The 14,122-nt window shown below is 49.0% G+C and carries 9 protein-coding genes and 2 pseudogenes; 1 reads left to right on the top strand and 10 read right to left on the bottom strand.

Features of this window, described 5'->3' with window-relative positions; genetic code table 11:
- Positions 1-9 precede the first annotated feature (9 nt).
- From HV037_RS03030 to HV037_RS02990, 9 genes and pseudogenes are all read right to left on the bottom strand, one after another.
- A complete protein-coding gene (locus tag HV037_RS03030; RefSeq protein ID WP_016157542.1) occupies positions 10-1,341 on the bottom strand; it encodes an amino acid permease in 1,332 nt (443 codons plus the stop codon).
- Between the two features lie 325 nt (positions 1,342-1,666).
- A complete protein-coding gene (tdcG, locus tag HV037_RS03025; RefSeq protein ID WP_019077758.1) occupies positions 1,667-3,031 on the bottom strand; it encodes an L-serine ammonia-lyase in 1,365 nt (454 codons plus the stop codon).
- 87 nt (positions 3,032-3,118) lie between these two features.
- Positions 3,119-3,514: an enamine/imine deaminase gene (locus HV037_RS03020; RefSeq protein ID WP_016157544.1), complete on the bottom strand. Its 396-nt coding sequence runs from the start codon at positions 3,512-3,514 to the stop codon at positions 3,119-3,121.
- A gap of 13 nt (positions 3,515-3,527) precedes the next feature.
- Positions 3,528-5,822, bottom strand: coding sequence for a formate C-acetyltransferase (gene pflB, locus HV037_RS03015; RefSeq protein ID WP_016154631.1), 2,295 nt, complete (start codon positions 5,820-5,822; stop codon positions 3,528-3,530).
- Positions 5,823-5,850: 28 nt separating this feature from the next.
- A complete protein-coding gene (gene tdcD / locus HV037_RS03010) occupies positions 5,851-7,059 on the bottom strand; it encodes a propionate kinase (protein ID WP_016154632.1) in 1,209 nt (402 codons plus the stop codon).
- Between the two features lie 31 nt (positions 7,060-7,090).
- Positions 7,091-8,422 carry a threonine/serine transporter TdcC gene (gene tdcC, locus HV037_RS03005; protein ID WP_016154633.1) on the bottom strand — a complete coding sequence of 444 codons (1,332 nt, stop codon included), beginning with the start codon at positions 8,420-8,422 and terminating at the stop codon, positions 7,091-7,093.
- A gap of 22 nt (positions 8,423-8,444) precedes the next feature.
- A complete protein-coding gene (gene tdcB, locus HV037_RS03000; protein ID WP_003828594.1) occupies positions 8,445-9,434 on the bottom strand; it encodes a bifunctional threonine ammonia-lyase/L-serine ammonia-lyase TdcB in 990 nt (329 codons plus the stop codon).
- Between the two features lie 98 nt (positions 9,435-9,532).
- Positions 9,533-10,471 (bottom strand): transcriptional regulator TdcA, encoded by a 939-nt coding sequence (tdcA, locus tag HV037_RS02995; RefSeq protein WP_003828596.1) that lies wholly within the window; start codon positions 10,469-10,471, stop codon positions 9,533-9,535.
- A 1,145-nt stretch (positions 10,472-11,616) separates the two neighbouring features.
- Positions 11,617-12,519, bottom strand: a pseudogene (locus HV037_RS02990) (IS3 family transposase); the annotation flags it as partial.
- A gap of 67 nt (positions 12,520-12,586) precedes the next feature.
- Here HV037_RS02990 and HV037_RS02985 point away from each other — a divergent pair.
- Complete coding sequence (locus tag HV037_RS02985) at positions 12,587-13,738, top strand: IS30-like element IS30 family transposase (RefSeq protein ID WP_001254932.1); 1,152 nt, start codon at positions 12,587-12,589, stop codon at positions 13,736-13,738.
- Positions 13,739-13,750: 12 nt separating this feature from the next.
- Here the strand turns inward: HV037_RS02985 and HV037_RS02980 are convergent.
- Positions 13,751-13,996 (bottom strand): annotated as a pseudogene (locus tag HV037_RS02980) (transposase); the annotation flags it as partial.
- Positions 13,997-14,122: the final 126 nt, after the last annotated feature.

The following is a 14,122-nucleotide window of genomic DNA, read 5'->3' as shown; positions in this document are numbered from 1 at the left end:
TCAGATATCTCAGGAAAATGCCAGGAACGGAGAAACGCACAGCAGCAGGCCCGTGACAATAATCAGATACAGGGAAGCGCCTTTGTATTTGTGCAGTGCAGGAACTTTGTAGACCAACCAGGCCGGGATCAGACATCCCACCATGCCGAAGATAGGGCTACAAATAGAAGTGAAGCTCAGTACCGGCGCATTGAGCACAATGGCTCCCCACGCCAGCAGGATAGCGAAAACCATAATGCCGCGCTGAACCAGGGTCTCATTGATTTTCTCGGCTGGCATTTTGCGGCGCAGCACGTTCATCACGATCCCTTGAGTGGCTTCACGGAACCCTAAGTAAACGCCGAAGAAAGCGGTCATTACGGCAAAGATGTTCAGAATAACGCTGACGATTTTCACCCAGCCAGCACCCGCGCCGCTGATAAACTGCGCGGCAATCGCCAGAGCGGAAATGTTCTGCTCATAAGCTTTAACCGCTTCGTCATGGCCCATCGCCAGCGTGAAGGAAACGGCGTAGAAAAAGACGGTCACAAACAGAATACCGAACGCAATATTCATGGCTCGCAGGGCTTTATGGCGTGCCACTTCAATGGATTTATTGCGAGAACGATAGGAGATAACCATCGGGCTTAAGGTCTGAATAAACAGAATCGAAGTCAGGGTAAACGGCAGCGTGATAATCGCGTTTTTGATCAACAGTGCCATCGGCGGCAGTGAACCTACGTTATATAAATGCCACATCCCAACCATCGACACGCCAAGCGCCGCCACCACCAGCAGCTTGGTCAGTACCATACCGGTGGAGATTTTAAACAGCAGTTTTTCCCCGCGGGACGAGATAGCCACCAGGATGCAAATCAGCACCAGGCCATAGAACGGGCTGTCGGACAGTAACCCTTCAGTAACACCAAAAGTATGCAGGTAGGAGGCGCTATCGTTGGTGATGGCGGTGGAATAGACGAACATCCAGATAACCAGCATCACAAAATACAACGCACCTAACAGGATGCCCCAGTTCTTACCCAGATAGCCGCTGATCACGCTCGGGTAGTCTTTACACTCAGGGGACTCAGCCAGCGTATTAATAAACAGACGCTGGAACAGATACATGGCTGGGTAGCCGATGATAGAGGAGAGCAAAAACACCCACAGCCCCATCAAACCCACCTGGACGGGAAGAAAAACAATCCCCGCACCAATTGCCATACCGATACTCATAATGACCCAGCCGGTGTCCATGCTGTCGAATTTAATGGCTTCGCGCCATTCACTTTCGGTCATTCCCGCCCGACGTGCCGGAGCAGATGCGTCGAGTATTACGCTGTTATTCGTTGCCGTTTCCATAATTTTCCGCTCAATGTGTAGGTAGAGGTTTTTATATTTTTTTCGTACTGCCTCAATGCGATACGCAGTACTACGGTGCAGGTGAGCTATTGGAGTAATGAGGAAATCATACGCGCAGGATCAGAGAAAAACTTCACAAACAAACCCCTGTAATTTCTAAAAGTTAAGAAATATTTTCTCTTTTATTTCAATATAAAGAATTGAATTTCTATATTTGAAGCGGATCACAACAAAAAAGGCGCACTAACGTGCACCTTTTTTATCATGCCATATTGATTAATTTATTGCTGGATAGCGCTGCGCTGACCAGGCACGGCTTTACACCTCAGGTACAAACCACTTTAATTGCCAACCCACCGCGTGAGGTTTCACGGTATTTGTCGTTCATATCTTTGCCCGTTTCATACATGGTCTCGATCACTTTATCGAGCGAAACGCGTGGTTCTGACGTTCGACGTAGCGCCATGCGCGCGGCGTTGACGGCTTTTACTGCGTTGATCGCATTACGTTCAATGCACGGTATTTGCACCTGTCCGGCTACCGGATCGCAGGTCAGCCCCAGGTTATGCTCCATGGCGATTTCCGCTGCAATGCAGACCTGCGACGGGCTACCGCCCAGCAGTTCCGTCAGACCGGCAGCCGCCATTGAACAGGCTACGCCAATCTCACCCTGGCAGCCCACCTCAGCACCAGAAATAGAGGCGTTCATCTTATACAGCGCGCCTATCGCCCCCGCGGCCAGCAAATAGCGGGCAATGGAGTTCGCATTCACCGGACGGCGGAACTTGTCGTAATAGGCCAATACGGCGGGAATAATCCCACATGCACCGTTGGTCGGCGCCGTCACAACCCGGCACCCGGCGGCGTTTTCTTCGCTCACGGCCAGCGCGAACATGTTGATCCAGTCAATAACGTTCATCGGGTCGCTGGACAGATTATCGCTGGAAACCAGCAACCGGCGTAACGCCACGGCGCGACGCGGAACGTTAAGCGGCCCCGGCAGGACGCCTTCGGTGTTCATGCCGCGCTCAATCCCGGCGTGCATGACGTCCCAAATGGCGGCAAAGCCAGCATCGATTTCCTCTTTGCTGCGCATCGCCAGCTCGTTTTGCATCATCAAGCCGGAAACAGACAGCCCATTGCGCTCGCACAGTTTCAGCAGTTCGCTGGCGGAATGAAAATTGTAGGGCACGTGTGCTTCAACATCATGCACCTGCCCAAATTGCTCCTCTTCAATGATAAAACCACCGCCGACGGAGTAATAGGTTTTGCTTAATAGCCTCTCGGTGCCGTTCCACGCGGTGATACGCATGCCATTTTCATGGCGCGGCAGCGTTTCGGTATGAAAGAGAATATTTTCATCTGGAGAGAAATCGACAACATGCGTGCCCTCAGCAACCGGCAAACGTCCGGTACGGGCCACTTCCTGAGTAAAACCAGCGATTGAGTCTATATTAACGTTTTGCGGACTGTTACCGGCCAGCCCCATCATGATCGCGACATCTGTCGCATGACCTTTCCCGGTCAGGGAAAGCGATCCGTAAAGATCGACCACAATATGTGTGGTTCTGGGGAGTTCTCCGCTGCTGACCAACAGATCGATAAAGCTTTTACCTGCGTTCATTGGCCCCACGGTATGGGAGCTGGAAGGTCCAATGCCAATCTTGAAAATATCGAATGCGCTAATCATATCCACACCCTCGGATTGCCGTTCAGTGAAGACCAGGTTTCACACTCATTAAGGATTGGGGCGATCCTGAGATCGCCCCGCAAGGGATTACAGCGTGTCGCCACGTACGGCGATGGCTTCAATCTCCAGCTTCACATCCTTTGGTAAGCGGGCGACCTGTACGCAACTGCGCGTGGGGTAGATAGCCTGATGCTCATCAAAGAACTGCTGGTACACCTGGTTAATGGTGGCGAAGTCGTTCAGGTCGGATACGAAAACGGTAGTCTTCACGATATCGCTCACTTTCAAACCTGCGGACTCGACGATCGCTTTCACGTTTTCCAGGCTTTGACGTGCCTGATCGGCCACGTTTTCTGCCACTTCACCGGTCTGTGGACACACCGGGATTTGACCTGACGTCAACACCATGCTGCCCAGATCCACGCCCTGTACGTAAGGCCCAATCGCCCCTGGCGCACATTCGGTTGCAATAACTTTTCTCATAATCCCTCCGGCGTCAGAGCGCCTGGGTGAAAGTACGTGAAATAACATCCTGCTGCTGTTCACGGGTCAACGCGTTGAAGCGCACCGCATAGCCAGACACGCGGATCGTCAGGTTTGGATAGTTTTCCGGGTGCTCAATAGCATCCATCAACATTTCACGGTTCATAACGTTAACGTTCAGATGCTGCCCACCTTCCACATGCGCTTCATGGTGGAAGTAACCATCCAGCAGACCAACCAGGTTGGTTTTACGCACCCCATCTTCTTTGCCCAGTGCAGCCGGCACAATGGAGAAGGTGTACGAGATGCCGTCTTTGGCATAGGTAAACGGCAGTTTGGCCACCGAGGTTAACGACGCAACCGCGCCTTTACGATCGCGACCGTGCATCGGGTTAGCCCCTGGTGCAAACGGCGTACCTGCGCGACGTCCGTCCGGTGTGTTACCGGTTTTCTGTCCGTACACCACGTTGGAGGTGATGGTCAGGATGGACTGCGTCGGCACCGCGTTACGGTAGGTTGGCAACACTTTAATTTTCTTCATGAAGCGTTCGACCAGGTCGCAGGCAATGCTGTCTACTCGCTCGTCGTTGTTGCCGTATTGCGGATAGTCGCCTTCGATTTCGAAATCGACAGCCAGACCGTTTTCATCACGAATCGGTTTCACGCGGGCGTATTTGATAGCCGACAGAGAATCCGCCGCCACGGACAGACCCGCCATACCACAAGCCATCGTGCGATAGACATCACGATCGTGCAGCGCCATCAACGAAGCTTCATAACTGTACTTGTCGTGCATATAGTGGATGATGTTCAGCGCGCTGATGTACTGCACGGCCAGCCAGTCCATAAAGTGGTCCAGGCTCTCCATCACCGTATCGTAATCCAGCACGTCATCCATCAGCGGTGCCGTTTTCGGCCCAACCTGAATTTTCAGCTTCTCATCCACGCCGCCGTTGATTGCGTACAGCAACGTTTTGGCGAGGTTGGCACGCGCACCGAAGAACTGCATTTGTTTGCCGATAACCATCGGGCTTACGCAGCAGGCAATGGCATAGTCATCGCTGTCAAAGTCGGCACGCATCAAATCGTCGTTTTCATACTGCAAAGACGAGGTGATGATAGACACTTGGGCGGCGTACTTTTTGAAGGCAATCGGCAGCGCTTCAGACCACAGCACCGTCAGGTTCGGCTCAGGCGCCGGCCCCATAGTGTGCAGCGTATGCAGGTAGCGGAACGAGTTTTTCGTTACCAGCGTGCGGCCATCCAGCCCCATGCCGCCGATAACTTCAGTCGCCCAGATAGGGTCGCCTGAGAACAGGGTGTCGAATTCCGGCGTACGCAGGAAGCGCACCATACGGATCTTCATAATGAAGTGGTCGATCAGCTCCTGCGCCTGCTGCTCGTTTAAAATTCCCGCTTTGAAATCGCGCTCAATGTAGATGTCGAGGAACGATGCGGTACGGCCCAACGACATTGCGCCGCCGTTCTGAGATTTCACCGCAGCCAGGTAAGCAAAGTAAACCCACTGCACCGCTTCCTGCGCATTACGCGCCGGGCGGGAGATATCGCAGCCGTACTTCGCTGCCATTTCCTGCATCTGCAGCAGGGCGCGACGGTGCTCAGACAGCTCTTCGCGCAGGCGAATCGTGGCTTCAAGATTCTGGCCCCACTCCAGGTTCGACTGGAGATCGGCAAACTGCAGTTCACGCTCACGTACCAGGTAGCGGATACCGTACAGCGCGACGCGGCGATAGTCGCCGATGATACGACCACGGCCATAGCCGTCCGGCAGACCGGTCAGCACGCCGGATTTACGGCAGCGCAACATATCCGGAGAGTAGGCGTCGAATACGCCCTGGTTATGGGTTTTACGCAGTTCAGTAAACTGGTATTCAAAATCAGCATCCATCTCACGACCATAAGCATCAAAAGAGCTTTTGATCATGTTGATGCCGCCAAACGGATGCAGAGCACGCTTGAGCGGCTTATCCGTTTGCAGACCAACGATTTTTTCCAGTTCTTGTTCAATATAACCCGCATCATGTGCGGTTATCGTGGTGGCAATATTGGTATCGAAATCAACCGGCGCGTGCGTCGAGTTTTCAATACGGATGCCCGCCATGACTTTTTCCCACAATGCAGTGGTCGCTGGCGTTGCTTCGGCGAGGAAAGATTCGTCCCCTTCATAAGGCGTATAGTTGTGCTGAATAAAATCACGGACATTAATTTCTTCTTTCCAGTCCGTACCTTTAAAGCCATTCCAGGCTTCGGCATACAGCATATCGCTGGTATCGATATTTACCTTCATGAAAAATAATCTCTCTGCTGAAAATTAATTATGCAAATTCTACTGGTATATTAATTTTGCCTAACGCAATGGCATCACGCGCAATCATTTTCTCTTCATTTGTGGGAATAACCGCACAAATAACACGAGCATCTTTATTAGAGATAATTCTTTCGCCATGGGAATTTGGCAGGCTATTCATCTCGCTGTCGATATTCACCCCTAAAACGGCGAGATGCTCGATAACCAGACGACGAATTAATACCGAGTTCTCACCTATTCCACCGGTGAAAATAATCCCATCAAGACGATGCAGCGAAGCGGCATGTCCGGCGATATGGCGCGCGATACGATGCACAAACGTTTTAATCGCCAACTGCGCACGCTCATGTCCCTCGTGCCAGGCTTTTTCTAACGTACGTAAGTCAGAGGACAAACCGGAAATACCCAGTAAACCGGACTCTTTATTCACAACGCGCTCAAGGTCGCTCAGCGTCTGGTTGGTTTCGCTGGCAATCCACGCCATGGCGCCGAAATCGACGTCACCGCTGCGTGTGCCCATCATAAGTCCTTCCAACGGCGTCATGCCCATTGAGGTATCAACGCTCTGCCCGTTACGCACCGCGCAGATTGACGCGCCGTTCCCCAGGTGAGCCACAACCAGACCGGAGTCATCACTCTGCAGCTCAAGAAGCTCATGCGCTCGCTGAGATACATAGCGGTGCGACGTGCCGTGGAAGCCATAACGACGAACGCCTAACTCCTCAAAATATTTCCACGGTAGACCGTAAAGATAGGCCTCTGGGGCCATCGTCTGGTGGAAGCTGGTATCAAATACCGCAACCTGCTGCACGCCTGGGAAAAGGTGCTGTGCGGATTCAATCCCACTAAGGTTCGCATAATTATGTAACGGAGCTAAAGGCGATACCCGGCGAATATTATCGATAACGTCGTCAGTAATAATTGCTGATTCGGTAAAGATATTTCCACCGTGGGCAATGCGGTGGCCAATTAAGGCCACGCTGTCCATTAAATTACGTTTTTCCAGTTCAACGGCGATTGCTTTTAATGCGTCTTCGTAGCTGTGGTGAGCCAGCTTAGCTGGCTCTCCTCCATTAATTGCTATGAACGCATTTTCAGAGTTAATACCGTCCGCGATTCCCGCCATTAAAACTTCACAGTTCGCTGCATCCAGCACTGAGAATTTAATGGAAGACGAACCACAGTTAATAACCAGTACTACCGGAAACTCATTCATTTCACTACTCCGCTCATCCTGAGCTTAAGGATTAAAACAGTTTGTAGACAATGTTCAGGATAGTCAGCAGACCAATCACGGTAACAAACACGTTATCCAGACGCCCACGGTATTTCGCCAGTGACGGCGCTTTACGGATGGCATACATCGGCAGCAGGCAGAGCAGAGAGGCAATAATCGGCGCGCCCATTGCTTCAATCAGGTCCAGGATGTTCGGGTTGGCGTAAGCCACAACCCAGGTGGAGCCCATGATGAAGATCATGCTGATGGTATTAAGTTTGCCAGCGGAAACCTTCGTTTTATCGCCTTTGTAACCAAACTTCAGCACCAGACCGTTCAGACCTTCCAGCGTGCCCAGGTAGTGGCCGAAGAAAGATTTGAAGATAGCAACCAGTGCGATGATTGAAGCGCCGTACTCCAGAACGGTCGCGAAGGTGGACTTCGAACCGGACAGTGAAGCGAAGTGGTTCGCCAGGTAAGACAGTACTGGAATGTTCTGCGCTTTCGCATCCGCCATGTTTGCCGGAGAGAGCGTGAACAGGCAGCTAAAGGCAAAGAACATCACCACGGCAACCATCAGCATACTGGCGCGGGAGATGATTTTTGAACATTTCTGCTCGGTAAATTCGCGACCGTAATCTTTCTCATACTCTTCACGTTTAGAGACCACGAAGGAAGAAACGATAGGTGAGAAGTTGAAAGAGAACACCATGATGGAAATACCCAGCCACACGGTAACCAGGATGCCGTCATGGCCAGTCAGAGCGATATTGCTGAGATCAACCTGATCGATAACCGCAGAGTTCCAGTAAGGAATCAGAGACAGAGAGATCAGCACCAGGCTGGCAATAAACGGCCATACCAGGTAGCTCATCACTTTAACCATCAGATCCTTACCAAACCAGATGACGAATGCCATCAACAGCAGCAGGAACAGTGCCACGAAGCCACGGTTTAACGCTGGCATCTGCAACTGGTTTTCCCAAAAGGTCATAAAGGTGTTGGTAATGGTGACGCCATAAATCCACAGCAGCGGACAAATCGCAAAGAAGTAGAGGAACGTGATAACCACGCCGCCCGTTTTACCAAAGTGCTCTTCAACCGTTTCTGTGATGTTACCGGAAGGGTTAGAACCGGAAAGACACAGGCGTGCCAGCGCCCGGTGGCAATAGAAGGCGATGGGGTATGCTAACACCAGCATTATCAGAATGGGGATCAGTCCGCCAAAACCTGCGCGGATAGGGAAGAACAGCACCCCGGCGCCGATGGCTGTACCAAATAAACCCAGTGTCCAGGTGGTGTCCGATTTGCGCCAGGACGACTGTTTTGTCTGGCTGGATACAATGCTATCAGTAGTACTCATATCCTATCCTCAACGAAGTATATTAAGCGTCAACTAAACCAGTAATTTGAGATACACGAGAAAGGTCGATATTACCGCCAGAAATAATGCTGACTGTTTTTCTGTTCTGGATATAGCTATCTAATTTCCCGCTTAATAATGCTGCGCAAGCCAGCGCGCCGGCACCTTCAGTCACAACTTTATTTCGCTGAATTAATGCCACCATGCTGTTGCGAATTTCATCTTCGCTGACCAGGACAATGTCATCCACCAACTCACGAACAATTTCATACGTTAAAGTACCCGGGCGGGAAACGTCACAACCATCCGCCAGGGTGCCGGTCGTTCGGTGCGTGGTTATTTCTCCAGCGTGGAAAGAAGCCGCCATGCCATGAACATTTTCAGACTGTACGCCAATAATTTTAATAGTCGGGTTAATAGATTTAATTGCCACCGCAATACCAGCAATCAGTCCGCCACCGCCAATTGGCACAATCACGTTATCGACATCGTACAGATCTTCCAGAATTTCCAGACCAATAGTGCCCTGACCAGCAATCACTTTCGGGTCATCATAGGGCGGAATAAAGATACGGCCTTCAGTTTCCACAATCTCGCTAACCTTAGCGATGGTGTCGTTGAAGTTGTCGCCGTGCAGCACAACCTCTGCGGAATAATCACAGGTTGCAGCAACTTTAGACTTCGGCGCGCCTTTCGGCATGACCACTTTGCCGTCGATTCCGAGCATGGCGCAGGAGAGAGAAACCCCTTGTGCATGGTTACCTGCAGAGCAAGCCACCACGCCCTTACATCTTTCAGCTTCGGTTAATGAACTGAGCTTGTTAAACGCGCCACGAATTTTAAATGAACCGGTACGTTGCATATTTTCAAACTTGAGGAAAATTTCCCCTTTGCAACGTTCACTAAAATAGTTAGAGCGAGGCATTCCCGTTTTATAAATTTTCCCCGCCAGTCTTTTTTTCGCTTCGAGGATATCTTCAATTGCAACTGGGAGATCGTATGTAATGTGCATTAGAACCTCTTACTAGGGTATTAAAGTAAATAGATAGCCGTGACCATTGTCAGAAATAGACAGATGGCGTTGATTTCGTGTTAAAACAAATTCAATCTTTAATCAATTTCAATTAATTGCCTTCGTCTCCGACAATTATATGATGAATACTCTTTGGCTAATTCCACCAAAATAGATGCTGCTTTTTTAATTCGATAATTTTTCGACCATACGGCGGCATAACGCGCGACGGGTAAGGTTTCTTCTACCGGGATAGTAATAAACTGGTTTGAGCCAAATGGTGTGGTCATATCGCAGGGAATTACTGTTAAGAAATCAGCATTGAGAACAAGATTATAAATCGTAACGACGGAGTCTGTTTTAACGATGTTTTCACTGCTGATGCCATTATTTTGTAACGTGGTTAGAAGTTCACTGTAGTACCCCATATTCGTTTGTGGCAACACCCACTGTTCGTTTTTCAACGCGCTCAGCGAGGTGATGCCGGTGCATGTTCGGGACTTGCTGGCAACCAGGATGAAGTCTGACTCAAAGAGCGGTTCAACATGCAGATCGTGCAGTTTCATCTCATCACTCAGCGTACCGATCGCGAAGTCCAGACGCCCGTCACGAATCGCAGGTAAGAACGAGGAGAGCTGAGCTTCATACATGGAAACCTGCGCTTTCGGGAACACTTCTTTGAATTTTTTAATCATGCCGGACATGATGGTGAAGGCAATCAGTGAAGGAAAGCCAAACGACACATCAACGACCGCATTGCTCGTCATGCTGTTCATCTCATCAACCATGTTCTTCATTTCACGGGTAATAGATTCAGACCATGAGAGCATAACCTGACCTGCCTGAGTTAATGTCACACCAGTATTTTTGCGTACGACTAACTCAATACCGAAATAAGCTTCTACATCATTAATGATTTTGCTGACAGCCGGTTGAGTTAAACCTAATTCTTTTGCAGCTGAGCCGATAGAACCACTTCTAATGACTTCCTGAAAGACCACTAAGTGCTGTGTTTTAGGGAGTGTAATAGTATTCATATCGACCTGCGCTAATTACTTTGTTGACGGCAGGAAGTGTACCAAATTAAGCGAACGAGGATATGTGCTACCACTCACAAATCCCCTTGACTTACATTTTGTAAGACTATTATTTAAATTAAAATCACTTAATAATCATATAGATATGAAATATCGATCTCACTTTATCCTGACTTTAATCAAAAAAAGATGGGGGGATAACGATTTTTTATGGCTATAACAACACCATTTCTCCTGCTATTTCTTAAAACCACGAAAGGCTATATTTCAATCAATTACAGAGTAATTACCAGGCAAAACAGCGCTTAAATTTAATAAGCAACTTATCAAATATAATTATATTTTATCGTTTATAGTGGTCAAATAACGTTATGCATCACGTTTTTTAGCCTTATTTGTTTGTAAAGAAACATTGCGTTTATTAATATTTAAACCAAAACATACAAATAATCATCACATGCAACATTGCATTAACAGTAGTTTTGTACAATTTATCAGCCAGTAATTTTGTGATGGCGATCGATTGCGTTCGATTATTCTCGATAAAAACGTATCGCGCAGCGTTTTGTGCTAGTCATCACAAAAAAGGAAATATCCCGCAAGACATTCCCTTAGATAAAAGAAGTTCAGCGCGTAAATAAAGGTCAAATAACGATGAGATGAATGGGAAATAAAGGCCTGATTCGTGGTGAACCAACTACAACACGACAGGAAAAACGTCTGCCGGATGGCAGTGTAAACGTCTTATCCAGTCTATAAAGCAAAAACCCCGCCAAAGCGGGGTTTTATAAAGAGTGAATTTGACCGATAAGCCGCGTTCTTTTGAGTATAGCGTCGTGGACAGTCATTCATCTCACTTGCCTACAAAGCAAAAACCTCGCCGAAGCGGGGTTTTTATAAAGAGTGAAGTTGACCGATAAGCCGCGTTCTTTTGAGTATAGCGTCGTGGACAGTCTGCCTACAAAGCAAAAACCCCGCCGAAGCGGGGTTTTATAAAGAGGTGAAGCTGACCGATAAGGCGGCTTCGTTCAACCATACGTCTGGCATCTACGGCGCTGGAGTTGTCGTGTGTAGCAGACTGTATCTCACTGTGTATCACAACGATAGCCCTGAAATTTACTCACTATTGAATCGCCACGGATAATCTAGACACTTCCGAGCCGTTGATAATACTGGTTTTCATATTCTGTCGGTGACATCTGTTCGCTAGAACCATGCCGACGCTTACTGTTATAAAACATTTCGATGTAATCAAAAATATCACTGCGTGCTTCTTCCCGCGTTCCGTAGATCTTTTTCTTTATCCGTTCACGTTTCAACAACTGGAAAAAACTTTCTGCAACCGCATTATCATGGCAGTTACCGCGACGGCTCATGCTACCCTCCAGGCCGTGTGATTTCAGGAACGACTGCCACTCATGGCTTGTGTACTGACTGCCCTGATCCGAATGAACCAGCACCTGTTTTTCGGGATTACGCCGCCATACAGCCATCAGCAGTGCGTTCAGGACAATGTCCTTTGTCATCCGGGATTGCATGGACCAGCCGATAATTTTGCGTGAGAACAGATCAACAACAACGGCAAGATACAGCCAGCCTTCGTGGGTCCTGATGTAGGTTATGTAGGTTATGTCCGTTACCCAACGCTCATCAGGAGCATCCGGATTGAACTGTCGCTGGAGCCTGTTGGGTGACACGATACTGGCCTCGCCTTTACGTGCCCGCGGGCTTCGGTATCCGACCTGAGCCTTTATTCCGACACGTTTCATCAGTCTCCAGACTCTGTTTACTCCGCACTGTTGCCCGCTGTCACGCAGATCCAGATGGATTTTGCGATAACCATAGACGCATCCCGATTCCAGCCAGAACTGTTTAATCTGTCCTGTCAGTCTCAGGTCTGCCTGATGGCGTTGTGAATGCGGCTGCTGAAGCCAGGCGTAAAAACCACTGGGATGAACATCCAGCACCCGACAGAGCAGGCGAACAGGCCAGCAACAGGAGTTGTCACGGATAAAGGCGTACCTCAGTCGGACAGCATTGCGAAGTACGCCGCTGTAGATTCAATTGGTCAACGCAACAGTTATGTGAAAACATGGGGTTGCGGAGGTTTTTTGAATGAGACGAACATTTACAGCAGAGGAAAAAGCCTCTGTTTTTGAACTATGGAAGAACGGAACAGGCTTCAGTGAAATAGCGAATATCCTGGGTTCAAAACCCGGAACGATCTTCACTATGTTAAGGGATACTGGCGGCATAAAACCCCATGAGCGTAAGCGGGCTGTAGCTCACCTGACACTGTCTGAGCGCGAGGAGATACGAGCTGGTTTGTCAGCCAAAATGAGCATTCGTGCGATAGCTACTGCGCTGAATCGCAGTCCTTCGACGATCTCACGTGAAGTTCAGCGTAATCGGGGCAGACGCTATTACAAAGCTGTTGATGCTAATAACCGAGCCAACAGAATGGCGAAAAGGCCAAAACCGTGCTTACTGGATCAAAATTTACCATTGCGAAAGCTTGTTCTGGAAAAGCTGGAGATGAAATGGTCTCCAGAGCAAATATCAGGATGGTTAAGGCGAACAAAACCACGTCAAAAAACGCTGCGAATATCACCTGAGACAATTTATAAAACGCTGTACTTTCGTAGCCGTGAAGCGCTACACCACCTGAATATACAGCATCTGCGACGGTCGCATAGCCTTCGCCATGGCAGGCGTCATACCCGCAAAGGCGAAAGAGGTACGATTAACATAGTGAACGGAACACCAATTCACGAACGTTCCCGAAATATCGATAACAGACGCTCTCTGGGGCATTGGGAGGGCGATTTAGTCTCAGGTACAAAAAACTCTCATATAGCCACACTTGTAGACCGAAAATCACGTTATACGATCATCCTTAGACTCAGGGGCAAAGATTCTGTCTCAGTAAATCAGGCTCTTACCGACAAATTCCTGAGTTTACCGTCAGAACTCAGAAAATCACTGACATGGGACAGAGGAATGGAACTGGCCAGACATCTGGAATTTACTGTCAGCACCGGCGTTAAAGTTTACTTCTGCGATCCTCAGAGTCCTTGGCAGCGGGGAACAAATGAGAACACAAATGGGCTAATTCGGCAGTACTTTCCTAAAAAGACATGTCTTGCCCAATATACTCAACATGAACTAGATCTGGTTGCTGCTCAGCTAAACAACAGACCGAGAAAGACACTGAAGTTCAAAACACCGAAAGAGATAATTGAAAGGGGTGTTGCATTGACAGATTGAATCTACAGCGGCTTTTTTTAATATGTCCCGTTCGTCGGTAACCCGTTTCAGCTCTTTCTGGAGACGGCGGATCTCGGCCTGAGCATCTGACTGTTCTTTATTAGTGGAAGAATCCGGACCGTACTTCTTTATCCAGGCATAAAGGCTGTGGGTGGTGATATCGAGACGTGTTGCAACGCTGGCAACAGAATAACCGCGATCAACAACCTGTTTGACTGCTTCAGTTTTAAACTCTTCGGGATAACGCTTACCGCTCATGGGCACCTCTCTTTAAGCCATCTTAAATGACTCTGAGGTGTCTGTTAAACCCGTGGCGATTCACACAGTGAAAGAGTTACACGCGGACTCTGATGACGTAACGTACAAATTCAGGATGAAAGATTT

The sequence above is a fragment of the Citrobacter sp. RHBSTW-00017 genome, from assembly GCF_013797615.1.
In the GTDB taxonomy this organism is placed as follows: Bacteria; Pseudomonadota; Gammaproteobacteria; order Enterobacterales; family Enterobacteriaceae; genus Citrobacter; species Citrobacter braakii.
Note: the sequence above shows the minus strand (reverse complement) of the source record. Positions and strands in the feature narration are given on the sequence as shown.